Origin of the sequence: Pseudomonas sp. NPDC090233, assembly GCF_044772285.1 — a bacterium.
GTDB lineage: Bacteria > Pseudomonadota > Gammaproteobacteria > Pseudomonadales > Pseudomonadaceae > Aquipseudomonas.
This window is the reverse complement of sequence record NZ_JBIVYQ010000012.1, coordinates 1-24,658: the sequence shown is the minus strand read 5'-3', so window position 1 is coordinate 24,658 and position 24,658 is coordinate 1. Positions and strand designations below refer to the sequence as shown.

Below are 24,658 nucleotides of genomic sequence, written 5' to 3'. Positions count from 1 at the left end.
CTCATGCAGATAGCCAACAAACACTTCATCATCAGCGGCGCCGCTTCCGGGTTGGGCGCCGCCACCGCACAGATGCTGGTCGAGGCCGGCGCCAAGGTCATGCTGGTCGACCTCAATGCCCAGGCTGTCGAGGCCAAGGCCGCCGAGTTGGGTGACAACGCCCGTTTCGCGGTGGCCGACATCAGTGATGAGCAGGCCGCCCAAGCCGCAGTCGATGCGACCGTCAGCGCCTTCGGCAGCCTTCACGGGCTGGTCAACTGCGCCGGGATCGTCGGTGCCGAGAAAGTGCTGGGCAAGCAAGGCCCACATGGCTTGGCCAGCTTCGCCAAGGTCATCAACGTCAACCTGGTCGGCAGTTTCAACCTGCTGCGCCTGGCGGCAGCGGCCATGGCCGAAGGTGCCGCCGATGAAGGTGGCGAGCGCGGTGTGATCATCAACACGGCGTCCATCGCTGCCTATGACGGCCAGATCGGCCAGGCGGCCTACGCCGCCTCCAAAGGCGCCATCGCCAGCCTTACCTTGCCGGCGGCCCGCGAGTTGGCACGCTTCGGCATCCGGGTGATGACCATCGCCCCAGGTATTTTCGAGACACCGATGATGGCCGGCATGAGCGATGAGGTGCGTGCTTCGCTGTCCGCTGGCGTGCCGTTCCCGCCGCGCCTGGGGCGCCCGCAGGAGTACGCTGCGCTGGCCCGCCATATCATCGAGAACAGCATGCTCAACGGCGAGGTGATCCGCCTCGACGGCGCACTGCGCATGGCTGCCAAGTAAGGAGATCGAACAATGAGCCTCATCAACGACCCGATCGTCATTGTCAGCGCCGTGCGCACGCCCATGGGCGGCCTGCAGGGCGACCTCAAGAGCCTGACCGCCCCGCAGTTGGGTAGCGCGGCCATTCGCGGCGCCGTGGAGCGGGCGGGCATCGATGCTGCCAGCGTTGAACAGGTACTGTTTGGTTGCGTGCTGCCGGCCGGCCAGGGCCAGGCGCCGGCGCGCCAGGCGGCGCTCGGCGCCGGGCTGGGCAAGCACACCACTTGCACGACGCTGAACAAGATGTGCGGCTCGGGCATGCAGGCGGCGATCATGGCCCATGACCTGCTGTTGGCCGGTAGCGCCGAGGTGGTGGTGGCCGGTGGCATGGAAAGCATGACCAACGCCCCCTACCTGCTGGACAAGGCCCGCGGGGGCTACCGAATGGGCCACGGCAAGATCATCGACCATATGTTCATGGACGGCCTGGAAGACGCCTACGACAAAGGTCGCCTGATGGGCACGTTTGCCGAGGACTGCGCCCAGGCTGATGCCTTCAGCCGCGAAGCCCAGGACCAGTTCGCTATCACTTCGCTGACCCGTGCCCAAGAGGCTATCAAGAGCGGTCGCTTCGCCGCCGAGATCGTGCCGGTGGAGGTCAAGGACGGCAAGGAAACGCGCGTCATCAAGGATGACGAGCAGCCACCCAAGGCGCGCCTGGACAAGATCCCGCAGCTCAAGCCGGCCTTCCGTGAGGGCGGAACGGTAACGGCGGCCAACTCCAGTTCTATTTCCGACGGCGCCGCCGCACTGGTGCTGATGCGCCGCTCCGAGGCGGACAAGCGTGGCCTGAAGCCGTTGGCAGTGGTCCATGGCCATGCCGCGTTCGCTGATACGCCCGCACTGTTTCCTACCGCCCCAATCGGTGCCATCGACAAACTGATGAAGCGCACCGGCTGGAACCTGGCCGAGGTCGACCTGTTCGAGATCAACGAAGCCTTCGCCGTAGTCACCCTGGCAGCCATGAAGCACCTCGATCTGCCCCATGACAAAGTCAACATTCACGGCGGCGCCTGTGCCCTTGGCCACCCGATCGGCGCTTCCGGTGCGCGCATCCTGGTGACCCTGCTGTCGGCCCTGCGCCAGAACAACCTGCGCCGGGGCGTAGCGGCCATTTGCATCGGCGGTGGCGAAGCCACGGCCATGGCTGTCGAATGCCTGTATTGAGGTGAACCATGCTGGTAACTGACGAGCAACAACAGATCGCCGACGCGGTGCGCAACTTTGCCCAGGAGCGCCTCAAGCCATTCGCCGAACAGTGGGACAAGGCGCATCGCTTCCCCAAAGAGGCCATCGAGGAAATGGCCGAGCTCGGCCTGTTCGGCATGCTGGTGCCGGAACAGTACGGCGGCAGTGACACGGGTTATGTGGCCTACGCCATGGCACTCGAAGAGATCGCTGCGGGTGACGGCGCCTGCTCGACCATCATGAGCGTGCATAACTCGGTGGGCTGCGTGCCGATTCTCAAATTCGGCAGCGAAGTGCAGAAGCAGACGTTCCTGGCCCCCCTGGCCAGTGGGCAGATGCTCGGCGCCTTTGCCCTGACCGAACCCCAAGCCGGTTCCGATGCCAGCAGCCTGAAGACGCGCGCACGTCTGGATGGCGATCACTATGTGCTCAACGGCAGCAAGCAGTTCATTACCTCCGGGCAGAACGCCGGGGTGGTGATCGTCTTCGCCGTGACCGATCCCGACGCTGGCAAGCGTGGCATCAGCGCGTTCATCGTACCGACCGATTTGCCGGGTTATCAGGTGGCGCGGGTGGAGGACAAGCTCGGGCAGCATGCGTCCGACACCTGCCAGATCGTTTTCGATGACGTGCGGGTGCCTTTGGCCAACCGCTTGGGCGAGGAGGGCGAAGGCTACAAGATCGCTCTGGCCAACCTTGAAGGCGGGCGCATCGGTATTGCCTCGCAGGCCGTGGGCATGGCCCGTGCTGCCTTTGAAGTGGCCCGCGATTACGCCAACGAGCGGAAAAGTTTCGGCAAGGCTTTGATCGAACACCAGGCCGTGGCCTTTCGCCTGGCAGACATGGCAACGAAAATTGCCGTGGCCAGGCAGATGGTGCTGCATGCCGCTGCGCTACGTGATGCCGGGCGCCCGGCGCTGGTGGAAGCGTCGATGGCCAAGCTGTTTGCCTCGGAAATGGCCGAAAAGGTCTGTTCGGATGCCTTGCAGACCCTGGGCGGATATGGCTATCTGAGCGACTTCCCGCTGGAGCGGATCTACCGCGATGTGCGGGTTTGCCAGATTTACGAAGGCACCAGCGATATTCAGCGCATGGTCATTGCGCGCAATCTTTGAAGGAGCAGACTGCATGGCATTCGAAACCATCCTGTTGGACATCCACGGCAAGGTCGGCCTGATCACCCTCAACCGTCCGCAGGCACTCAATGCGTTGAACGCGCAGATCGTCAGCGAGATCAACCAGGCGTTGGACCAGCTCGAGCGCGACCCGAACATCGGTTGCGTGGTGCTGACCGGGTCGGCCAAGGCCTTTGCCGCCGGCGCCGACATCAAGGAAATGGCCGAGCTGCAGTACCCACAGATTTACGTGGACGATCTGTTCAGCGATGCCGACCGCGTCGCCAACCGCCGCAAGCCAATCATCGCAGCGGTTTCCGGCTTCGCCTTGGGCGGTGGCTGCGAGCTGGCGATGATGTGCGATTTCATCCTCGCCGCCGACAACGCCAAGTTCGGCCAACCGGAGATCAACCTCGGCGTACTGCCGGGTATGGGCGGCACCCAACGGCTGACCCGGGCGGTGGGCAAGGCCAAGGCCATGGAGTTGTGCCTGACCGGCCGTTTGATGGGCGCCGAAGAGGCGGAGCGTGCTGGCCTGGTGGCGCGCGTGGTACCGCAGGCAGAGCTGCTTGAAGAAGCCTTGAAGGTGGCTGCCACCATCGCCGGCAAATCGATCCCGGTGAGCATGATGGTGAAGGAGAGCGTCAACCGCGCCTTCGAAGTGACATTGAGTGAAGGCGTGCGGTTCGAGCGCCGGGTGTTCCACGCCGCATTCGCGACCGAGGACCAGAAAGAAGGCATGGCTGCTTTCATCGCCAAGCGTGAAGCTCAGTTCAAGGATCGTTGATGGCCAAGGGCGCGGCATGGGCCGCGCCGTTCGCTTCAGAGAGTGAAAAAATACCGCGCAGCCTTTGCCCCGGTGATCGGTGCGCGGTACACGTCTACCGTGCGTCCATTGCTGTCCGTGTAGTGTTTGCCTCGCATGAAGCGTTGTGCGGCGGTTTTGAGGTGGCCAGCGGTGAAGTCGGCCTTGGCCGTGCTCATCGCCGGGTAGTGAAAGTGGGCGTACCACAGCGCTTGGTCCTGGTGACTGATCAGGTACTCGTCGAGAAAGTCCGCAGGCCTGCCTTTGAGCTTGGCCAGCCGTGTGCGTGTGCCCACTGCGGTGATCTTGATCTGGTTCTGTTCCAGCAGAAAGATGACGTCACCCATGCGTGGCGGTTGCGCAATGGCTGCCACGATACGCAGCTGCGTGGCTTGCGCCTGGAGTTCACTGGCCAGCAGGCGCAAGGCGCGCGCCACCAGCTCGGCATCCTTGCCGACCGCGGCCTCGTCTGTCTCGTTGTCGGCAGTCAAGCGTGACTCGATAGCCTCGACCTCGGTGAGTAGCCGCTTACGCTGATCCAGCACCAGGTATTCAATGTCACCAGGCCAGTAGCTAGCCACTTCTAGGCTTAGTTTGGCGACCTTGTCACGGGCGTCCTTCATCAGCTGGTCGCTGTCTTTGAGAAGGCGTTTGAGGCTGCGTGCGGTGGGGCGGAGCTGGACGCTGGCAGGCCTGTTCTCGACGTACTCACCTTCAGCGAGGCGGAAGGTGCGGGCAGGCATCTTGTTGTCGGGTGCTGCAACGTCAAAGGTATTGGCGTCGTCGCTGCGCGGTTCGGCCAGCAGCAGCCCACTCTCGGTGGTTTCGATCAGCCCAGGAACTTTGTTGCGCAATTGCTGGAAGGTGCTCACCGGCGGGTACTCCGGCAGCTCGGCCACCTCCTTGCGGATGCGCGTCAGGATCCAGTCCAACTGTGCTTGCAGCGTGTGAGCGGTCTGTAGCGCGGCGACATCTTCGATTTGCTCGATCATGTGGTTCAAATTACGTGCGGCCGCCTGGAACTGCTCGAGGATATTGCGCAATATCCTTGCCATGACTTCCTGGTCGATCTTCCCCAGCGTCAACAATTTGGTGCGTTGGGCGATGGCCAGCTGGAACGTGTCCCAGAACCGGTCCCGCCAGTGCGCCGCTTCTGCAGGTAGCCCATGGACCAGGCTCAGACGGTTGATCAACCCTTCGATACGCAGGCACCGCAGAGTCAGGTCGCGCTCCTGCGTGGCAGGTATTTCGTTGGCCAGGTCGCGCCACTTCAGAATTTCGGGTTGATGCAGGGTCGCCAGCTTGGTCAACCCATCCTGGCACTGCCTCAGGTGAGTATTATTTTCGATCATCTCATCGATCAGCGGTGCAAGCCGGTCCAGGCGGGCGGCGGCGATAAGTGCGTCGCTTTCGGTGAGCTCCTGGCCTGATGCCTGTTCGTTGGCAAGTTGCAGTAGCTGTTCGCGGTCAGGCTGGTAGCGCATGTACAAGATCTTGCGCAAAACACGCTGACAATAGCTGTCCTGATACAGGGCTTGGGCATGGACCACTTTGAAGTGCTTCAACGGTTGCAGGCCGTTGCGGGTTTGCAGGTGCTCGATATGGGTAGTCCAGAACGCGGAAAGGGCCTTGATCTTTTCCTGGCACGTCTTCAGTGTGGCATCGTCGCGGGCGGCGGATACCAGGCTTTCGATGGTGGCCTGTTGTTTGATTCTGTTTGGGAAATCCTCCTTGTCAGCCCGTATCCGTTCATTAACGGCACTCAGTGCGTTTTCCTTTTCCAGCTGAAGCCTGCGGATATCTTCAGACAAGGGCATGCCGCCCTTGAGCCGCAGGCTCAGGTCCACGCGCCAGCGACCGATTTCGTCCCGCAGTAGCCAGGGGCCTGGAGTCAGGTCCGGGCCAACGATGCGCGGCTGGTTGCGCGAAAGATCGACCGCTACCTCAAACACTTCGCCGTCCAGCAGTGCGTACGTTTTGACACCATGCAAATACATCCCGCGCAATGGCCCCGCAGGGATCGTGCTCCCCAGTACGCTGGGCGAGATGCTCGATCGCAGCGCCTGCAGTGCGGTGCGTTGGTTGGCTGAGAGCAGGAGACCCGGGCGTGACCAGCTGAAGTCGATTTGGCTGGTAGCGGCGGTTTCCACGTCGGGAAGCATTGAGGCTGGTAGTCGTGGGGTTTCGCTGGCAATGACTGGGCCGGGGAAGGCGGGCGGCTCCCCCTGCTCGACGCGAAGGCGGAAAATCGAATGGGAAAATAGCAACAGGCTGATATTGACCAGCAGGTTGACCAGTGCCAAGCGATGTCCCGTAGGATTGCTGCTGGCATCGGAATCGGCATACTCGCTCAATGCGACCTCCATCTGAGCGAGCCACGCCACCTTGCCCAAGGTAGCGCCCGCCAGCGGCAGCAGCGTGTTGAACAGCAGCAATCCCAATTCTTTCCAGCGCGCCCAGCGGGTTTGAGCGCTGGTCGACGCGTGGTCCTCGAAGTTGTCGACCGATTCTTTGACACAGGCCAGATAGAGCGCTTCGCCCGGGTCGTGGACCGGCGCCTCCTGTGCCAGCTCAACTGGCGCAGGTGTGCTGAATGGGATGGCGCTGGTGTCGGTCAAGACTGTAAACAGATGCGGCTCGAGAAAACCACCGTGGGCATAGAACCGTTGGACTTCTTCAGGCAAGCGTTGCAGGAGATCGTCCTGGAGTTTGCCAGGCGTACTGATGGCGTCGAACAGTGCCATCCGGTCCTTGAACTGCAGCAACGTGTCGGTATGTAACGGGCGGTACAGCAGACAAGCTTCGGCAACGGGCGTCCGGGGCTCGATCAGCCAGGTATTGCGAGGATGATCGACGGTGGAGCCGGGAGCCTTGATGAACCCCAGTGGACGCATGATCCAGCGCTGTGAATCATCATCGGTAAAAGGGCGGAACACCTCGGCAATGTGCCCGGAGGCATTGCCGTCGGGTAGTGTGCCGCGCAGATATAACTCCTGTGCCAGGGCGGGCAGCTGGCTGCGCAGTTGCTTCAACAGCAGGCGCTGGCGGGCCCCGCGTTGGGGCGAGTCTGCCAGCAGTTCACGTCTTAGCAGCGCGGGGTAGGCGGCGCCGATGTCCAGTTCGGTGATAACGGTGCGCAGATAGGTTTCATCCAGCCATGCCGGCAACGGCTCGGCGGTGGTGGACAGCAGCTCCACACGGCCTGGCTTGAGCAGGCCGAGGTTGCCGATGGCCAGTTGGGCCAAGGTAAAGCTGACGGGCGTCACCTCGCCGGAGGTGACGATCGTGCCTTGGCCTGCGGCAGCGGTAGCGGTGGTCTGGTGATTGATCACCCGCACCTGCGTGGCTTCGAGCGTATTGCCCGGATGGTCTGCTTCGAAGCGGGCGGTCAACTGGCGGTTGCTGAACGTCTCGGCGTTGTCTATCCCGTCCAACCAGAATTTGCCCTCGGCGTTCTGGTAGTCCTCGGCAACATCGAGCAACAGGTCGCCGTAGCGCAAGAGCGGGCGACTGTCGGCATTGCGCAACCAGTCAGGCAGCTGCTCCGACAGGGAGTGCCGCTGGATCGCCTCGGCATCGCTGCACAGGTTGAGCATCGAGGTCAGCCGGTCCAGCTCCAGGTTCATGTTGAGTGCCCCCAGCCTGGTCTGGTAAAGATTGGCCAGGTGCTCGATGACACGTAGTTGCTGGTCGAGCAGGCCCAGCGCCTGAGCCTCGAATGCGTCTTCGTGAAGCGCGGAGATGGTGACCGTATAGGGTGCCATCTCCGCGCTTCTGGGCCAGTAGCGGGCGATGCTCTCCAGCAGCTCGTGGCGGGAGCCGAAGATATGCAGTTTGCCTGTGAGCGTGTAGAGAAGCGTGATCTCGCGTGCAGGTTCTGCGTCTGCGTGTTCGATGAGCAGGGCGCTGGACAGGTCGGGGTCGAGAATCCCAGCCGCCGAAAGGTCCACCGCAAGGTGCGAGACCTTTAGCCCGTCGGTGTTGTTCCAGGCGCTGCGGGCGTGAGTGTCAGGATGGCTATGCACCAACCCCGCGGCCGCGAGGGCGAAGCCTTTCAGGCTGCCCGTGTCACGGTGCGTATCGAGCGCCGTTTTCAGTTGATTGCGCAGAAATTCGCCGTACCATGCCCAGGGTGTGGTCCCGCTGGTATCGAAGCGGCTCCAATAGCCTGTGAGCGACTGCTTGTAGCTATCCACCAGCAAAGGAGCGGCCTCGTTGATCAACGTTTCGACGGCGTGCAGGTCGATATCGACCCGCCAGGCGGGATCGGCGTCCACATGGGTGGTGAGGTAGTCGTCACCCGTGCAGAGATTGAGCGTACTGCGTTGGCAATAGCGTTCCACCAGTACTTGTGAAAGTGGGCGAATCCAGAGCGCCCCGGAATTGGCCTGGTGGCTCGCCAGAAAGAGTAAGAGTGGGTTGTGCGGATCCTCCGGAAGGTGTTTGGGCCATCGTTCAAGCAACATCGCATCGGCAGTGTCAAGCAGAGCGGGCCGATCGGTAAAGCGTCGCGCAACCTTACATTCCAGGGTGGTGGAGCGGGATAAGCGAGGGTGTGCGTTTTCAGACATGACCTGGACCTTGGCGCTAAGAAAGCAGCCATCAGACCGCCGGTGACGGGTTTCTTGGCGTTAGCGGGCTACCGCGCCAATGGGCGGATTACTCACCCTTTCAGCCAATTCCTCCTTCATATGTATTGCCCGTTGCCGCGTGGAGCCTTAGACTGCCGCCCCCTGTAAAAGAGTGCCAATTGGCGCTTGAAAAATTTCGTTACCGATGCCGAGGCGTCGGCGACACCCGAATCGCCCCAAATGCACATTTTTTCATAGAGAAATCGATGACCAAGGAACAGTTGCTGGCCATGTCGGCCGATGACTACATGAACGCTGATCAACTGGCTTTCTTCACGGGCCTGTTGCAGTCGATGAAAGTCGAAACCCATGAGCGCATCGAGCTGAGCCGTGCCACCATCGAAGGCCTGGACACCCCGTCGGATCCTGCCGACGTGGCTTCGGTCGAGGAAGAACGCAGCTGGCTGGTCAACGCTATCGATCGTGACCAGCGTTTGTTGCCTCAGCTGGAAATGGCCCTGGACCGTATCGCCGACGAGAGCTTCGGTTGGTGCGATGACAGCGGTGAGCCGATTGGCCTGAAGCGCTTGCTGATCAGCCCGACCACCAAGTACTGCATCGAAGCCCAGGAGCGCCACGAACAGCTTGATCGTCACCAACGCCAGGTTTGACGAGCGTTGCGTGCCCAGGCCCCTTGGAGCAATCCTTGGGGCTTTTTGCGTTTTCTCGGCCTGCGCAGGCATGCGATCGTTGTGGTTTGCGCAAGACTGCTCTACCGGAGTTGACTGTTTCCTGCGTGTTGACGCGGGTATGATGGCTACATCGTTAGGTTGCTAATTAAATTCCGGAGGGAATGATGAAAAGCCGAGTCGATGTAGCCGTGATGATTGGCTCAGGTGTGCCTGCGACCCTGCAGGCGATGGGCAGGAGGGTTTGTTGGGTGGTGTTGCTCAACGGCGAGCGCCGGGGCACGGCATTTGCCACGCGTGACGAGGCGCTGGAATGTCAGGCGGCCTGGCTGCGCCAGTTGGACAAGGGGAGGGCCGCCTGAGTATCGGCGTGTATCAACGGCAAGAAATGTTGATTGCCTCTCGACGGATTTCAGTGTTTTCGTGCATATTTCTGCTTCAGCCATACGCTGATGGATTTCATGGCCCGACGCTTCGGTGGGTCTACTGATCTTTATCTCATTTGTCCTTGCGAATTCGTTGTAAGGCATTACGTATCCCGCTTGGGAATATGTCTAATAGCTCCTGTTTAGGTCAGGTCTGGCAAGCCAGAGTAAAGTTTCCTGCGAGCTGTGTCGGCAGCAGGCGCAGACGTATGGCACGTCGAACTATTACTCTTTTCGCCTACCGAATTGAATTGACCGCGCATCACCGATTCCGAGTGAGAGCGGATGTCATCGCTTTGAGGATTACTTCATTGGCAGTCAGTACTCTGGATACCCACGCACTGTTCGCTTTGGGCGACCTGCGCGGCAAGTTGGCCAAGCTGTTTCAGGGCCGTTTCGTCTATGTCACCGAGCAAAACCCTGAAGGCCTGTACATGGCCGAAATCGATACCGACAGTGCCTTGGTGGTCGATGACAAGCAACGCCTGGAGTTGAAGGTTGGCGATCATTTCCGTGCAGCCGTATTGCCCAGCCGTGAGGGCGGCAAACTGGAAATGCGCTTTCGCGAGATCAAGTTGAATGTTTATGGCGTAGGTGACTACGCATTTGTTTCCGTGCCCGAAGGTGAGGGCATCGTGTTCCGCGAAGGCCAGGGCGTGATGCTGGTATTCGCCGCTCAGCAGCAAGTGCAAGAAGGGCTGGGCAAACTGCTCAAGGCCGTGACGGGCAAGGTTGCGAAATGGCGCAAGGGCGAGCTGACCACCTTCAAGGCCAGCGAGTGAGCTGACGTGAAGCGTTGCCCCGGCAGCGCCTCACCCAAGGTTGAGCTTAGCTTGTCAGTTACCGTGATCTCGACGGCTGCTGACCTCTTCCGGGACCGGTTCCTTGGACATGCGTTTGCGGAACAGCGCTGCCCTTGCCAATAGCAGCGTGGTGACCGGCACTGTGATCGACAGCAGGATAGGGATCAGCCAGGCATGCAGCACCGGGCTCTGCTTAAGCCACGAAAAGTACAGGATCGAAGCCAATGCCACGCACCAGGCGCCGATGGTTGAGGCCAGTGCGGGGGGGTGCATGCGCTGGAAGTAGTCCTTGAGGCGCAGCAAACCGATGGCGCCAACCAGGGCAAACAGGCTGCCGATCAATAGCAGGGCGGCAGTGACAAGTTCAAGCCAGAGCGGCAGTACCAGTGCTTCATTCATTCGATTACCTCGCCACGCAGCAGGAATTTGGCCAGGGCGAACGAGCCGACAAAGCCGAATAGGGCTATTAGCAGCGCACCTTCGAAGTACGTGTCACTGGCATAGCGAATGCCCAGTACCAACATCATCAGCATGCCCAGAATGTAGAGGTAGTCCAGCGCCAGTACACGGTCCTGGGCGGAGGGGCCGCGGAACAGCCGAATTAACGCCAGCCCCATCGCCAGAGCAAAGATGAACAGGCTGGCGAGGACTGCGTTGGCGAGCAGGCCTGTCATTCGAAGATCTCCATCAGCGGGTGCTCGTAAGTGTGTTTGAAGTGCTCGATGAAGGACGCCTCATCCTCCAGATCGAATACATGCAGCAGGAGTACGCTGCGGTCCAGGGCCAGTTCCGACCAGACCGTGCCGGGGACCACGGTGGTAATCATCGAAAGCGCAGCAAGGCCATGGGCGTCGCGCAGGTCCAGAGGAATGTGCACAAAGGCCGAGCGTGGTGGCCTTTGCCGTGCGCGCAACACGCCAATCGCCACGTGAAAATTGGACTGGATGACATCGATCCCCACTCGGCCAATCAACCTTGCCACCACCAGCGGTCGGCGCACATGGGCATGTTGCGGGCGCAGGGGGGCCATCAGCACAGGGGCGAAGATAGCGAGCGCGGCGGCGAGCAACAGGTTGCCGGGACTGACCGATAGGTTGAGTAGCAGCCACAGCACAAACAGCGCAATGGACAGCAATGGCGCGGGGAATAGCCGCTTCATGGCTGCACCTCCACGTCCATCGTGGTCGGCCCCGGAACGGGACGCGCAGACATCACGGCTTTGATATAGGTGTCAGGCGATTGCAGGCTGGCGGCGGTGTCCTGGGTGTAACGCAGCAACGGTTCAGCCCTGAAGCTGAGAATGATGCAAAGCCCGAGCAGAATGACGATGGGCAGGCATTCGTAGCGACGCAACAGTGGTGAAGGGCGCTCTTCAGGCTTCCAGAAACGCAGGATGCCTACTCGCCCGAAGGCAATCAGTGAGGCCATGCCCGATAGTACCAGCAGGGTAACCAGCGCCCAGCCGGCAATGGACAAGGGTTGCTCAGCAGGCACGCCCAACCCAAGCGGGTTGAACAGCGCGCTGATCAGGTTCAGCTTGCCGACGAAGCCCGACAGCGGTGGCATGCCGATGATCAGTAGTGCGCAAGCGATGAAGCTGAGGCCAAGGAAAGCCATGGTCCAGGGGATGATCTGGCCGATCACGGCCTTTTGCTCATCGTCGAGGTTGATGCCTTTGGGTGGGTGCAGCGATTCGAGTGGCGAAGGGATGGGCTCTTCTTCATCGTCCAGCGGCGCTTCATTGGCCGAGCGCGAGCGCTCGACCAGTTCGGCGAGCAAGAACAGCGCGCACAGTGCCAGGGTCGAGTTCACCAGGTAGAACAGCGCAGCGCCGGTCAATGCTGGTTGGGCAAACCCGACTGCGCCGAGCAACGTGCCTGCGGAAACCAGAATGCTCAGGGCGGCCATGCGCTCCAGGCGTTGCGCGGCCAGTATCGATACGGCGGCCAATGCCAGGGTGACCAGCCCGCCGTAGATCAGCCATTGACCGCCAAAATGTGCCGAAGCGCCAGCCTGACCGGAGAACAGCAGGGTCCAAAGGCGTAGCACGGCATACAGGCCGACCTTGGTCATGATGGCGAACAAGGCAGCCACTGGCGCACTGGCAGAGGCATAGGCCGGAACCAGCCAGAAGTTCAGCGGCCAGATACCGGCCTTGGCCAGAAACGCTATTGCCAGGATCGCTGCCCCGGCGTGCAGCAGACCACGGTCGGCCTCTGGAACCAATGGGACTTTCAGTGCCAGGTCAGCCATGTTCAGCGTGCCGGTCACCCCGTAGAGCATTGCCGCGCCCACTAGAAAAAGCGACGAGGCGAACAGGTTGATGGCGATGTAGTGCAGCCCGGCGCGCACCCGTGCCCGCCCCGACCCATGCAGCAGCAGGCCGTAGGAGGCGGCCAGCAGTACTTCGAAAAAGACGAACAGGTTGAACAAGTCGGCTGTCAGGAAGGCGCCATAGAGGCCCATCAGCTGGATCTGGAACAAGGCATGGAAGCTGGCACCGGCGCTATCCCAGCGGGCGCGAGCGAACAGCAGGGCGCTGATTCCGATGACCCCGGTCAGGGTCAGCAGCAGCGCCGAAAGGTGGTCCAGCACCAATACGATACCGAACGGCGCGGGCCAGTTGCCTGGGAGGTAGACGCCAATGGATTCGGCCTGGCCCTGGGTGCGCACCCACAGCAGCAGACTGATGGCGATGGCCAAGCCGCCGAAGGTCGACAGCAGGTTGAGGCGTGCTTTTATCTGCCGATGCTTCTCGCCCAGCAGCAGCATCACCGCTGCAGTCACCAGGGGTAGCAGGATGGGGGCGACGATCAGTTGGCTCATCACACTCATTCGTCACGCTCCCGGCCATCCACGTGGTCGGTGCCGGTCAGGCCGCGCGATGCCAGCAGTACCACCAGGAACAAGGCCGTCATGGCGAAGCTGATGACGATAGCGGTGAGCACCAGCGCCTGGGGCAGCGGGTCGGTGTAATGCAGCAGGTCCTGGGTCACGCCATCCTTGATGATCGGCTCCTTGCCGATGAACAGGCTGCCCATGCTGAAAATGAACAGGTTGACCCCATACGACAGCAGGCACAGGCCCATGATCACCTGGTAGGTTCGCGGGCGCAGGATCAGCCACACGCCGGATGCGGCCAGTACCCCGATGGCGACTGCAATGACTTCTTCCATCAGGCGGCTCCTGCTTGGCTGGATTTCGGCGAACTGCCCGGACGATAGGCGCGTACCGACTGGTGCGCCAGGGCGGTGAGAATCAGCAGGGTCGAGCCGACCACAACGGTGTACACGCCGATATCGAAGAACAGTGCGCTGGCCACGTGCAGGTCGCCGAGCAACGGCAAGTGCAGGTGGGCGGTATGGGTGGTGAGGAACGGATAGCCCAGCAACATGGCGCCTGCCCCCGTCAGGGTCGCGCACAGCAGGCCGGTGCCCATCCAGCGCAGCGGTCTCAGGCTCATCTGCGCCTCGACCCATTGGGTGCCGGCAACCATGTACTGGAGTATGAAGGCCACGGACATTACCAGGCCCGCGACAAAGCCCCCGCCGGGCTGGTTGTGGCCACGCATGAACAAGTACATCGAAACCAGTACTGCGATTGGCAGAAGCAGGCGCACCAACACGGCAGGCACCATCATGAAGCCCAGGGCGGTGTCGGCGGCGTGGCGTGGGTTGATCAGGTCGGTGACCACGTCCGGTGCCAGTTGGCGTTGCTGGGCCGGCAGTTGCATGCTTTCCTTGGGCGGGCGGAAGCGGCGCAGCAGAGCGAATACGGTGAGGGCCACGGCCACCAGCACGGTGATTTCGCCTAGCGTGTCGAAGCCGCGGAAATCCACCAGCATCACGTTGACCACATTGGTCCCTCCGCCCTGAGGCAGCGCCCGGCTCAGGTAGAAGGACGAGATGTCATTCGGCGTTGGCCGAGTCAGCATGGCGTAGGACAGCAGTGCCATGCCGCCGCCGACCAGAACTGCCAGCAAGAGGTCGCGCAGGCGGCGCACACGGGCGCGGTCGAGGCTGCCGGGCAGCGGCGAGACGCCTTCGATTCGCCGTGGCAGCCAACGCAGGCCGAGCAGGATCAGCACTGTGGTAACCACTTCGACCACCAGCTGGGTCAAGGCCAGATCCGGGGCGGAGAACCAGACGAAGGTGATACACGTCATCAGGCCGCAGACGCCGACCATGATCAGTGCCGCCAAACGGTGGTACTTGGCCTGGTAGGCAGCGCCGATGGCGCAGGCGATTGCAATCAGCCAGAGCGCGACGAATACGCCGGAACCTGGGATTTTTGGCCGATCGCCCCAGCTCAAACCGCTGTACAGCAGCGGCGTCAGGCCAGCGAGGAAGGCCGCCAGCACCAGCATGAACAACTGCGACTGCAGGCGGCGAGTCGTGAGCAGGCCTTCGATGCGCCTGGCCAGCAGCATCAAGCGTACCTGGCCATGCTCGAACAGGCGCTTGCCGTTGAAGTGCTCGATCAGTGGTGGGTAAGGGAACCGGCCAAGGCGCAGTTGGTTGCGCAGCAGCAGGTAAAGCACGATACCGCCGCTCATGGCGACCAGGCTCATCATCAGCGGGGCGTTCCAGCCGTGCCAGATGGCCAGGCTGTATTCCGGGAGCGTGCCGCCCACCACGGGCAGGGCAGCAGCTGCCAGTAAGGGGCCGACCGACTGGGCGGGGAAAATGCCCACCACCAGGCAAGTGAGCACCAGCAGCTCGACCGGCGCGCGCATCCAGCGTGGCGGCTCGTGCGGAGTGTGCGGCAGATCTTGGGCGGTAGGGCCGAAGAATACGTCAACGGTGAAGCGCAGGGCGTAGGCGACGCTGAACGTGCCGGCGAGGGTGGCGATTACAGGCAGCGTCGCTTCGACCCAGGCGGTGGATGAAATGAATACGGTTTCGGCGAAGAACATTTCCTTGGACAAGAAACCGTTCATCAGCGGAACGCCGGCCATTGAGGCGCTGGCTACCATGGCCAGGGTCGCGGTATAGGGGACCAGGCGGATCAGGCCGCTGAGGCGGCGTATGTCGCGGGTGCCGCTTTCATGGTCGATGATACCGGCGGCCATGAACAGAGAGGCCTTGAAGGTGGCATGGTTGAGAATGTGGAACACGGCGGCGACGGCTGCCAGCGGACTGTTCAACCCCAGCAGTAAGGTGATCAGGCCCAGATGGCTGATGGTGGAGTAGGCCAGCAAACCCTTGAGGTCATTCTGGAACATTGCCGCGAATGCGCCCAGCAGCAGGGTAATGGCGCCAGCACCGCCGACAATCCAGAACCACTCTTCGCTGCCCGATAACACCGGCCATAGCCGCGCCAGCAGGAATACCCCGGCCTTGACCATGGTCGCGGAGTGCAGATAAGCAGAAACCGGAGTGGGTGCCGCCATGGCGTGGGGCAGCCAGAACTGGAAGGGGAATTGCGCGCTCTTGCTCAGTGCGCCGATCAGGATCAGTGGCAGCAGCACGGGATACAGCGCGTGCTGGCGAACGGCGTCGCCGGCCGCCAGGACCTTGTCCAGGTCGTAACTGCCGACCACATGGCCGAGCAGCAGTGCACCGACCAGCAGGCACAAGCCGCCAGCGCCCGTGACCATCAACGCCATGTAGGCACCGCGACGGGCGTCGGCGCGGTGGTGCCAATAGCCGATTAGCAGGAACGAGAACAGGCTGGTTAGCTCCCAGAAGAACACCAGCTGCACGAGGTTGCCCGAGATCACCAGGCCAAGCATGGCCCCCATGAAGGCCAGGAAGAAGGCGAAGAAGCGCGGCACCGGGTCTTGTGGCGACATGTAGTAGCGCGCATACAGCGACACTAAAGTGCCGATACCCAGCACCAGCAGGGAGAAAAGCCAGGCGAAACCGTCCATGCGCAGGACCAGGTTCAAGCCGAGACTGGGCAGCCAGAGAAACTCTTCGCGGATCACACCGCCGTGGGCGATCTGAGGGTACAGCAGTGCTACCTGGACGGTGCCGACCAAGGCCACGAGCCCGGCGAGTATGGACTCGGCGTTACGCGCGTTGTGCGGCAGCACGGCTGCCAGGCAACTGCCCACGAATGGCAGAAGCAGTAGCACTATCAAGGACATAGCGTTCTATTCTGGAAAGGTTTGACAAGGATCATACGTGCCAGGCAGTTGATCACCAACACGCAAGCTGTCGCAGAATCATACAAACAGGGCGTTACAAGCTGTTTTTTTATAACAGTTTTTTACAGAGCATAGCCGCAATTGGCGATTTTACAGGCCGACTTCGCGCTCGCCTTGCACTTCGGGTTCTACTTCTGCGGCGCTTGTTCGGCGGATTTTCAGTTCGCTGACAATCACCGCGATGACGATCAGCAGCCCGCCGATCAATGCCACGCCGGGCAAGCGTTCGCCGGCGATACGGCCAACGATCCCGGCCCACACCGGTTCCCCTGCGTAGATCAATGTGGCACGGGTGGGCGATACCGATTTCTGCGCCCAGTTCATCGCAACCTGAATCACCGCGCTCATGGCTCCCAGGCCAAGTGCGCTGAGTACCAACAACCAGGAAAAGTCGGGGATGCGCTCCTGGGTCGGCACCATCATCAGGAAAGACAGCAATGAGGCAGTCGCCAGCTGCACCACGGTGACGCGACGCACGTCGACCTGGCCGGCAAAGCGGCTGATCAGAATGATCTCGGCAGCGATGGCAACCGCGCTTACTAACGTCACCACTTCGCCTTCGCTGAAGTGCAGGCTGCCGCCCTCGGGGCCTGCGAGTAGCATCAGGCCGAAGAATGCCAGGCAGATTCCCAAGCTGGGCATCAGCCCCGGGCGGCGGCCAAGCACCAACCACTGCAGTAGCGGCACGAAAGGCACATAGAGCGCAGTAATGAAGGCTGACTGACTGCTGCTGATGGTCTGCAGGCCCATGGTCTGCAGGCCGTAGCCGAGCATGATGGAGGCGCCGATCAGCACGCCGGCCTTCAGTTCGATGAAGGTCAGGCCCGACAGTGCGCGTGCCGAGACCACTGCAACGAACAACGCGGCGGCAGCAAAGCGCAAGCCGACGAAAAACATCGGGCCACTCACGCTCATCACGTTGTGGACCAGCAAAAAGGTGCCACCCCACAGCATGGTGATGAACACCAATACCATCTCGGCCTTGCTCAGGCGAAAGGTTAGGGTGGTCTGCGGGCTGCTGGTCGGTTGGCTCATGGTCTTGCGCACTCGAAGGGGGCGGCGCACAATCGCCGCAAAGTGGGCAGTATACTGCGCAACCCCTATAAGTGAGCAATATAGTGCACAAAGATTCCGCGCACCGTGCCTCGGTGCTGCAGCATGTCAGTTTGAATGTTCGAGGCCTGCGCAATGCCGCAGGCATGAGCCAGACGGCCTTGGCTGAGCGCTCGGGTGTCAGCCGGCGCATGTTGGTGGCGATTGAAGCCGGCGAGAAGAATGTCAGCTTGACCACGCTCGACCTGATCGCCGAAGCGTTGGGAGTAGCCTTCAGCACGTTGATCCAGGCACCCGATCAGCGCGACACCAGCCGCATCGACGAATTGGCCTGGGCCGGCGAGCATCCGCAGAGCAAGGCGGTACTGCTGGCCAGTAGCAGTGCGCGGCGGGAGGTGGAGATCTGGGAATGGACGCTGGCACCCGGCGAATGCTATTCCAGCGAAGCCGATGCTGAAGGTTGGCGTGAGCAGATTTATGTGGCTGAAGGGCATCTGACATTGATCATCGAAGGGGTCGAGCATCGCCTTCAGGCTGGCCAGTTTCATGTGTTTCCCAGCAACTGCCGCTACGCCTACCGAAATGATGGCACTGTGCCTACGCGCTTTGTGCGCAATGTGGTGATTTGAGTCGTAGCCTTTCAGCGCTTTCAGGGCAGATGCGGCCCTGGCCCCTCATCAGCCAAGTGATCCAGCTTGTTGCGAAGCGGGCACTCCTTTAGCGACATGCAACCGCAGCCAATGCAACCGTCCAGCTGATCGCGTAGGCGAATCATCTCGTCTATTCGTCGGTCGAGGTCCGCACGCCAACCTTCCGACAACCGTTGCCAGTCCTCGGCCGTAGGAATGTGGTCGTTGGGCAATGCCGACAAGGCCGTAGCAATATCGGCCAGCGGGATGCCCAGGCGCTGCGCCATTTTGATCACGGCCACTCGGCGCAGCATCGCCCGCGGGTAACGACGCTGATTGCCTGCGTTGCGCAGGCTGTGGATCAGCCCCTTGGTTTCATAGAAGTGCAGGGCGGTCACCGCTACGCCACTGCGTGATGCCAGTTGGCCGACACTGAGGAGCTTGTCCGGAGCGACAGTAGTGGATGCGGGCATGTGAAAAAGCTCTTGACCTTGAGTTAACTAGAGGTTTTACCCTGCAGGCCATCGCACTGCAAGCGCCCGGAGCAAGGAGACTATTCATGACCGCCACGCCGCATTCCCTGTGGTTCACCCAGATGATCGAGTATGAGGTGCCTGCCTCGCGCCAGGCTGCCCTGGCTCATGCGTTGGTACTGCGCAGCGAAGAGCTGGCCACACGTTGCGCGGGCCTGCAAGGGGTCAGTATCCAGGCCAGTGATGACGGCAGCCGGGTATTGCAGTATTTGCAGTGGCAGTCGCGCCAGGCATGGGCAGCTGCAGCCGAGCGCTTTGTCGAAGAGCCGTTTCTCGAACTGGTGCGTGGCCACCAGGCGCGCAGCGTCAATTTTGCCGCGTACCAAGCTCTGCGCAGCCTGGTACGCGCGGCCGACGGCGGCCTGCACTGCCAGGTCGGTGAGTCTCAGGCATACCAGGGCGCGTAGTGCGGATAGCGATCCAGGCGGGCACCTACCACCATCTCGCCGATCCACGAAGCCAGTATCGAACTGTAGGCTTTTTGACTTTGCTCGCTGGAAAGCGCGTGGTCGGCACCATCGACTATGCGGTGAGTGAGCGAATGGGCGCTGACGAACGCTGAGCGATAGCTCATCAGCGTGGTGTGAGGTACGTAGTCGTCCTGTTCCGACTCCACCAGCAGGACGTCGCCGGTGAACTCCGCGCAAGCGGCTAGCGCGCGGTTGTCAGCTGGGCCGAGCAGGCGCTGGCGGTATGCGTTCAGTCGCTGACGGTCGAGTGTTTGCTTGGGTGTGTCCCAGTCGTCGTCCCAGTACATCGCCGGTACTCGCAATGCCAGCCATTTCACAGGACGTTGCAGGGTGAGCAGGGTGGCCAGGTAGCCACCGTAGCTGCTGCCGATGATGGCGATCGCGCTACTGTCTACCGCAGGGTGGTTGACCAGGCGGTCGTATGCAGCAAGCAGGTCCTTGAGATTCTGCTCCCGCGTGACCGTGAGCCGTTGGCTTTCGGTCTTTTCGTGGCCGCGCAAGTCGAAGGTCATGCACACACAGCCCAAGCCAGTGATATGGCGAGCCCGAGCCAGGTCGCGTTGCTGGCTTCCGCCCCAGCCATGCACGAATAGAATGCCGGGCATCTTGCTGCCAGGGCTGACCAGGGTGCCGACGATGCTGTCGTTTTCAACCTGCAGCTCTATGGTTTCACTCTGAATGGTCATGCTCGCGGATCCGCGCGAATTTGCTGAGTTGTCCGAGTTCACTGTCGTTTCCTTGGTAGAAGAGGGTGGCGTCAGTGGGAAGGTCGGGCGTACCGAACACTTCATGGGTGGAGGCACGGACCCGCTGCAGTGTCGGGTCTTCGGCAAAAGCCTGCAAAGCCAGCAGTTCTGCGCTGCTTGCCCCGCCCAGTCGCCAGGATTGTTCGAGCACGCCGCTGCGTAGATGGCCCTGCGGCGTGTTGCCGCGGGCGATGTCGTAGTTGCGTCGAGAGGCAATGAACCCTGGAAAGTGCCGTTCGGCTGCCTGTTCATAGGTCATGGCCTGGTTGATCGCCAGGCGCAGGTGGTCTTCAAGCGGGAGTTGCAGCAGGGCCTGGTAGTCGCCGCGTACCACGACCAGGTCGGACCCCCCGTAGACTTCAGTGCCCTGATGGTCGTGGGTCAGTTGCTGGGTGCCGTGATAGCTGCAGGTCAGCCCGGCGACACGGACCTGACCGACACTGAAGGTCTCTACCTCACGGAGGTCCTCTTCAAGCACCAACCCCCATAGCGACAGGTCATGGTCATCCATGTCAGCCAGCAGGGGTTCCAGCTCGTCCAAAGCATTTATGACCCTTTGTCCGCGCCCGGCGCAGGCCAAAACCGGTTTGAGCCGTAGAGGGCCGTCACCCAACAGCAACTGGGCGGCGCGGCGGGCGTCGGCTTTGCTGAAAACAGTGTAGCCGCGGAGCAGAGCATCGCTTGCTTGTAATGCGAATGCATCGGTCCAGCCCGGTGGAAAGCTGGCATTGGCCGGCAATGGATGTGAGATTGCCTTGGTGGCCATGTAAGGATGGCTGACCAAGCCGCCGAACAAGTCCTGCTCGGTGCAAATACCCAAGGGTGCATGGCGTTGCAGGTCGATCAAGGTTTCGGTAGGCAGGTAATAGAAGTTGTCGGCTGCCGTGGGAGGCTGGCCGGGATCAACGTGGGTGCAGCCCAGTAGCCCAGCCAGCCCACTGGCCAGCTTCAAGTGCACTGCATGTTCATGCTCCGGGGTGTGCTTGCGGGTGTCGAGCAGCACGACACCAGTCTTGTCTTCACAGGCGCTGGGCATGGGCATCTGCCTGTCGGCAATGAATGTACTGGTTGTGAAGCCCCGACAAGCGGGAAGTTCAGCGGGAAGTGATCGGTGGTCTCCGGCTGGCTGTAGGAAGCGTCTTGATTGCAGGCGGCGTCATGGGTATAGCATGCCGTAACTTGGCCGTTGCGATTGCAGGGCGATGGTGGCTGCTCCATTATCATGCCTCTGGATCAACCAAGTTGTGACCGCAGGAGTGCGCATGAACGTTCAGACCACCATAGAGCAGAGTGTTCCCGAGCGCCTGGCGCGCGTGCGCGAGGTAATGGCCCGGGAGGGGGTCGATGCCCTGCTGGTGCCCTCGGCCGACCCTCATCTTTCCGAATACCTGCCGGGTTACTGGCAAGGGCGCCGGTGGCTGTCTGGGTTTGATGGTTCGGTAGGTACGCTGGTGGTCACTGCGGACTTCGCTGGTTTGTGGGCTGACAGCCGTTATTGGGAGCAGGCCGACAGGGAGCTGGCGGGGAGTGGTATCGAGCTGATGAAGCTGCTGCCGGGCAAATCGGGTGCGCTTGAGTGGCTGGGGGATAACGTTCGGGCTGCCGGGGTCGTGGCGGTGGATGGCGCGGTCATGGCACTGGCTTCGGCGCGTCAGCTTGAAGAGCGTTTGAAAGCACGCGAGATCCGGTTGCGCACTGATCATGACTTGCTGGCAGAGGTTTGGGACGGGCGCCCGGCCCTGCCGAATAATCCTGTTTATCAACACTTGCCCCCTCATGCCACCGTCAGCCGGGCTGAAAAGCTTGCCCGTTTGCGTAATACCCTGGCGGAGAAGGGCGCGGATTGGCACTTCATTGCGACCTTGGATGACATTGCCTGGCTGTTCAACTTGCGCGGCAGTGACGTTTCCTACAACCCGGTGTTCGTATCCTTTGCGTTGATCAGCCAAAGCCAGGCGACTTTGTTCATCGGGGGTGAAAAGCTTGATCAACATTTGCGCCATGTGTTGCAGGTCGATGGCATCGAAGTGCGCGATTACACGGAGGTGGCCAATACACTGGCAAGCATTACCGCAGGTAGTCGACTGCTGTTGGACCCCTCGCGGGTGACCTGCGGCCTGTTGGATAACCTGGATGCGAAGGTCCAGTTGATCGAAGGACTCAACCCGACCACGCTGAGCAAATCATGCAAGAGCGATGACGAGCTGGCTCATATCCGGCAGGCCATGGAGCAGGATGGTGCGGCTTTGTGTGAATTCTTCGCCTGGTTTGAAGCGCAGCAGGGCAAGGAGGTCATTACCGAGCTGACCATCGATGAGCAGTTGAGCGCCGCGCGCGCGCGTCGGCCAGATTTCGTGTCTCTTAGCTTTTCTACCATTGCAGCATTCAACGGCAACGGTGCGATGCCCCATTACCGGGCCACCGAACAATCCCATGCAGTGATCGAAGGCGACGGTTTGCTGTTGATCGACTCGGGTGGGCAGTATCTGGGTGGTACCACCGACATTACGCGAATGGTGCCGGTAGGTACTCCGACACTTGAGCAGAAGCAGGATTGCACCCGGGTGCTCAAGGGCATGATCGCGCTGTCACGCGCTACGTTTCCCCGCGGCATACTCTCACCGCTGCTTGACGCAATCGCACGTGCGCCGATATGGGCGGACCAGGTCGACTATGGCCACGGTACCGGTCACGGCGTTGGTTACTTCATGAATGTGCACGAAGGTCCGCAAGTTATCGCCTACCAGGCTGCAACCACCCCGCAGACTGCCATGCAGGTGGGAATGATCAGTTCGATCGAACCAGGCACTTATCGACCAGGTGCTTGGGGGGTGCGTATAGAGAACCTGGTGGTCAACCGTGAGTTGGGCAAGACGGGATTTGGCGACTTCCTCAATTTCGAGACACTGACGCTGTGCCCTATAGATACCCGTTGCCTGATTGCCAGCATGCTGACGAAGGAAGAGCGGGATTGGCTTGACCATTATCATGCAACGGTGAGGCATCGCCTTGCACCTTTGCTGGCGGGCGATGCCCTGGCCTGGCTCGAAGCCCGCACAACATCGCTGTGATTGGCCCAGATTGGCAAGTATGACAAGGGCAGCTCACGGGCTGCCCTTTTGATTTATTTGCAGATGACGATCATGCTGCGGCTGGTATAACCGGCGGGGTTGATGCCGAACAGGTAATCACCCGGTTCTTCGTCGGTGTCTCCGGAGCGCGCGATCACTTTGTAGCCGCGCTTGCTGCAGGACGTGGCAGCTTTGCTGTAGCACTTGTCCCACGATGACGAGAGGCCGGAGCAATTGATATGCAGGCCCTTTTTCCCCTGTTTGACCTCGGTCTTGGCGGTCGCGGCACATCCAGCAATGGCCAAGACGGCCAGGATGAGCAAGATACGTTTCATTCCTGTCCTTAAATGCAGGGGTGATCAGTCGTCAGACCCTGTCGTCATCGCTTCGGTTCTTCCTGAAATTTCCCTAGCGTCCGTGTCGCACAAGTAGATAGCTAAAAGATTATGATTTTGTGACAGCTTAATCAGCAAGGCGGGACGCTACAATGGCAAATGTTGTCTCAAATGACACTATTTCTCAAATCAGTCGGCCGCAACAGGGGGATTCGTTTCCTTGCGCATGGACAGCGTAGCGCCTACGGACGCGGCGATGATGGCGAGAATTGCCAGCCATTGAGTCACACTGAGCAGTTCCCCCAGGAACAACAAGCCGGACAGGGCGCCAATGGCGGGCTCGATGCTCATTAATGTTCCGAATGTACGCGCTGGCATCCGTGTCAAAGCGACCATCTCCAGGCTATAAGGCAAAGCAGTCGAGAGAATGGCGACGCCCAGGGCCAGCGGTATGACCGAGGGCGTCAGCAGTGCGCTGCCGGCATGTACGATCCCGATCGGCGCCACAAAAATTGCGGCGACCACAACGCCCAATGCCGCGCTCTGAATGCCATGTTCCGCGCCAGCGCGTTGGCCAAAAAGGATATACAGGGCCCAGCATACACCCGCACCGAGCGCATACGCGGCGCCCAGCAGATCAAGCGGCTGGCCACCATGCCCGACAGGCAGCAGCAACAAGAGGCCCGCAACTGCCAGGGCAATCCACAGGAAGTCGATAGCGCGCCGCGAGGCAAAAAGCGCCACCGCCAGTGGGCCGGTGAATTCCAGGGCTACGGCGATTCCCAGCGGAGTCGTTTGCAGTGCCATATAGAAGAGGAAGTTCATGCCGCCCAGCGCCATGCCATAGATGATCACATTGCGCAGTGTGCTGGCGGTCATGCGCACGCGCCAGGGGCGCAGTATCAGCAGCATGATGATGCTGGCGAAAATCAGGCGCAGGGTCGTCGTGCCTTGCGCGCCGATGATAGGGAACATGCTTTTGGCCAATGAGGCGCCGGATTGAATCGATGCCATGGCAATAAGCAGCAGGCCTATGGGGAAGAGCGTGACGGCCAGGCTGCGGGGCTGGGTGTTCATGTGTAGGCGGCGTTCCTGTGGAAGGGCAGATGTGCAATATAGTGCGCAATTGCGGTGCTGCGGTGCAAGCAGGCTCTTTTTATTTACGTTTATGAAATTAAGCCTTGACGCACTTTCGAATCCCCTTATAATGCGCCCCACTTCCAGCGACATCGGAACGACAAACTCCTTGAAATTCAATGAGTTA

The 24,658-nt window shown here is 61.0% G+C and carries 23 protein-coding genes; 10 read left to right on the top strand and 13 right to left on the bottom strand.

Annotated features, from left to right (window positions below):
- Positions 1-3: 3 nt before the first annotated feature.
- From ACIQUF_RS25010 to ACIQUF_RS24995, 4 genes are read left to right on the top strand one after another with little or no spacing between them, the layout of a single operon-like run.
- Positions 4-771 carry an SDR family NAD(P)-dependent oxidoreductase gene (locus tag ACIQUF_RS25010; protein ID WP_403136388.1) on the top strand — a complete coding sequence of 256 codons (768 nt, stop codon included), beginning with the start codon at positions 4-6 and terminating at the stop codon, positions 769-771.
- 12 nt (positions 772-783) lie between these two features.
- Entirely contained in the window at positions 784-1,977 is a 1,194-nt protein-coding gene (locus tag ACIQUF_RS25005) for an acetyl-CoA C-acyltransferase (RefSeq protein WP_403136386.1), read from the top strand.
- Between the two features lie 8 nt (positions 1,978-1,985).
- Positions 1,986-3,113 carry an acyl-CoA dehydrogenase gene (locus tag ACIQUF_RS25000; protein WP_403136384.1) on the top strand — a complete coding sequence of 376 codons (1,128 nt, stop codon included), beginning with the start codon at positions 1,986-1,988 and terminating at the stop codon, positions 3,111-3,113.
- Positions 3,114-3,126: 13 nt separating this feature from the next.
- A complete protein-coding gene (locus ACIQUF_RS24995) occupies positions 3,127-3,900 on the top strand; it encodes an enoyl-CoA hydratase (RefSeq protein ID WP_403136382.1) in 774 nt (257 codons plus the stop codon).
- Between the two features lie 35 nt (positions 3,901-3,935).
- Here ACIQUF_RS24995 and ACIQUF_RS24990 read toward each other — a convergent pair whose 3' ends face one another.
- Positions 3,936-8,261, bottom strand: coding sequence for a hypothetical protein (locus ACIQUF_RS24990; protein WP_403136381.1), 4,326 nt, complete (start codon positions 8,259-8,261; stop codon positions 3,936-3,938).
- A gap of 494 nt (positions 8,262-8,755) precedes the next feature.
- On the opposite strand from ACIQUF_RS24990, the gene ACIQUF_RS24985 reads away from it, so the two are divergent.
- The 3 genes from ACIQUF_RS24985 to ACIQUF_RS24975 all read left to right on the top strand — a co-directional run bounded on the left by ACIQUF_RS24985 (position 8,756) and on the right by ACIQUF_RS24975 (position 10,385).
- Positions 8,756-9,160, top strand: coding sequence for a TraR/DksA C4-type zinc finger protein (locus ACIQUF_RS24985; RefSeq protein WP_027596552.1), 405 nt, complete (start codon positions 8,756-8,758; stop codon positions 9,158-9,160).
- Between the two features lie 185 nt (positions 9,161-9,345).
- Positions 9,346-9,540, top strand: a complete 195-nt coding sequence (locus ACIQUF_RS24980) for a hypothetical protein (RefSeq protein ID WP_403136380.1) — start codon at positions 9,346-9,348, stop codon at positions 9,538-9,540.
- Between the two features lie 374 nt (positions 9,541-9,914).
- On the top strand, positions 9,915-10,385 hold the full coding sequence (locus ACIQUF_RS24975; protein ID WP_403136378.1) for a hypothetical protein: 471 nt from the start codon (positions 9,915-9,917) through the stop codon (positions 10,383-10,385).
- A gap of 54 nt (positions 10,386-10,439) precedes the next feature.
- Here ACIQUF_RS24975 and ACIQUF_RS24970 read toward each other — a convergent pair whose 3' ends face one another.
- From ACIQUF_RS24970 to ACIQUF_RS24940, 7 genes are all read right to left on the bottom strand, one after another.
- Complete coding sequence (locus ACIQUF_RS24970; RefSeq protein ID WP_403136376.1) at positions 10,440-10,805, bottom strand: Na+/H+ antiporter subunit G; 366 nt, start codon at positions 10,803-10,805, stop codon at positions 10,440-10,442.
- Positions 10,802-11,080: a K+/H+ antiporter subunit F gene (locus ACIQUF_RS24965; RefSeq protein WP_110639073.1), complete on the bottom strand. Its 279-nt coding sequence runs from the start codon at positions 11,078-11,080 to the stop codon at positions 10,802-10,804. Before ACIQUF_RS24965 ends, ACIQUF_RS24970 begins: the two co-directional genes overlap by 4 nt.
- Positions 11,077-11,565: a Na+/H+ antiporter subunit E gene (locus tag ACIQUF_RS24960; protein ID WP_403136374.1), complete on the bottom strand. Its 489-nt coding sequence runs from the start codon at positions 11,563-11,565 to the stop codon at positions 11,077-11,079. The genes ACIQUF_RS24965 and ACIQUF_RS24960 overlap by 4 nt, the downstream gene beginning before the upstream one ends.
- Positions 11,562-13,241 (bottom strand): monovalent cation/H+ antiporter subunit D, encoded by a 1,680-nt coding sequence (locus ACIQUF_RS24955; RefSeq protein WP_403136372.1) that lies wholly within the window; start codon positions 13,239-13,241, stop codon positions 11,562-11,564. Before ACIQUF_RS24955 ends, ACIQUF_RS24960 begins: the two co-directional genes overlap by 4 nt.
- A complete protein-coding gene (locus tag ACIQUF_RS24950; protein ID WP_003250128.1) occupies positions 13,238-13,582 on the bottom strand; it encodes a Na+/H+ antiporter subunit C in 345 nt (114 codons plus the stop codon). The genes ACIQUF_RS24955 and ACIQUF_RS24950 overlap by 4 nt, the downstream gene beginning before the upstream one ends.
- Complete coding sequence (locus tag ACIQUF_RS24945) at positions 13,582-16,497, bottom strand: monovalent cation/H+ antiporter subunit A (protein WP_403136371.1); 2,916 nt, start codon at positions 16,495-16,497, stop codon at positions 13,582-13,584. The genes ACIQUF_RS24950 and ACIQUF_RS24945 overlap by 1 nt, the downstream gene beginning before the upstream one ends.
- Before the next feature lie 150 nt (positions 16,498-16,647).
- Positions 16,648-17,592: a DMT family transporter gene (locus tag ACIQUF_RS24940; protein WP_403136369.1), complete on the bottom strand. Its 945-nt coding sequence runs from the start codon at positions 17,590-17,592 to the stop codon at positions 16,648-16,650.
- Between the two features lie 83 nt (positions 17,593-17,675).
- On the opposite strand from ACIQUF_RS24940, the gene ACIQUF_RS24935 reads away from it, so the two are divergent.
- A complete protein-coding gene (locus ACIQUF_RS24935; RefSeq protein WP_403136367.1) occupies positions 17,676-18,239 on the top strand; it encodes a helix-turn-helix domain-containing protein in 564 nt (187 codons plus the stop codon).
- A 20-nt stretch (positions 18,240-18,259) separates the two neighbouring features.
- Here the strand turns inward: ACIQUF_RS24935 and soxR are convergent, their stop codons facing one another.
- Positions 18,260-18,712, bottom strand: a complete 453-nt coding sequence (gene soxR, locus ACIQUF_RS24930; protein WP_403136366.1) for a redox-sensitive transcriptional activator SoxR — start codon at positions 18,710-18,712, stop codon at positions 18,260-18,262.
- 86 nt (positions 18,713-18,798) lie between these two features.
- Here soxR and ACIQUF_RS24925 point away from each other — a divergent pair, with 86 nt between their 5' ends.
- Positions 18,799-19,179: an antibiotic biosynthesis monooxygenase gene (locus ACIQUF_RS24925; protein ID WP_403136364.1), complete on the top strand. Its 381-nt coding sequence runs from the start codon at positions 18,799-18,801 to the stop codon at positions 19,177-19,179.
- On the opposite strand, the gene ACIQUF_RS24920 is transcribed toward ACIQUF_RS24925, so the two are convergent.
- Together ACIQUF_RS24920 and ACIQUF_RS24915 are read right to left on the bottom strand one after the other, a co-directional pair.
- Positions 19,158-19,928, bottom strand: coding sequence for an alpha/beta hydrolase family protein (locus ACIQUF_RS24920; RefSeq protein WP_403136363.1), 771 nt, complete (start codon positions 19,926-19,928; stop codon positions 19,158-19,160). The two genes, ACIQUF_RS24925 and ACIQUF_RS24920, sit on opposite strands and share 22 nt — an antisense overlap.
- Positions 19,912-21,030, bottom strand: coding sequence for a DUF3182 family protein (locus tag ACIQUF_RS24915; RefSeq protein ID WP_403136361.1), 1,119 nt, complete (start codon positions 21,028-21,030; stop codon positions 19,912-19,914). The genes ACIQUF_RS24920 and ACIQUF_RS24915 overlap by 17 nt, the downstream gene beginning before the upstream one ends.
- Positions 21,031-21,250: 220 nt before the next feature.
- Between ACIQUF_RS24915 and ACIQUF_RS24910 the strand changes: the two genes are divergently transcribed.
- A complete protein-coding gene (locus ACIQUF_RS24910) occupies positions 21,251-23,059 on the top strand; it encodes an aminopeptidase P family protein (protein ID WP_403136360.1) in 1,809 nt (602 codons plus the stop codon).
- A 53-nt stretch (positions 23,060-23,112) separates the two neighbouring features.
- Here the strand turns inward: ACIQUF_RS24910 and ACIQUF_RS24905 are convergent, their stop codons facing one another.
- Complete coding sequence (locus ACIQUF_RS24905) at positions 23,113-23,394, bottom strand: hypothetical protein (RefSeq protein ID WP_317662471.1); 282 nt, start codon at positions 23,392-23,394, stop codon at positions 23,113-23,115.
- 189 nt (positions 23,395-23,583) lie between these two features.
- Positions 23,584-24,471 carry a threonine/homoserine exporter RhtA gene (rhtA, locus tag ACIQUF_RS24900; protein WP_403136427.1) on the bottom strand — a complete coding sequence of 296 codons (888 nt, stop codon included), beginning with the start codon at positions 24,469-24,471 and terminating at the stop codon, positions 23,584-23,586.
- Positions 24,472-24,658 lie beyond the last annotated feature (187 nt).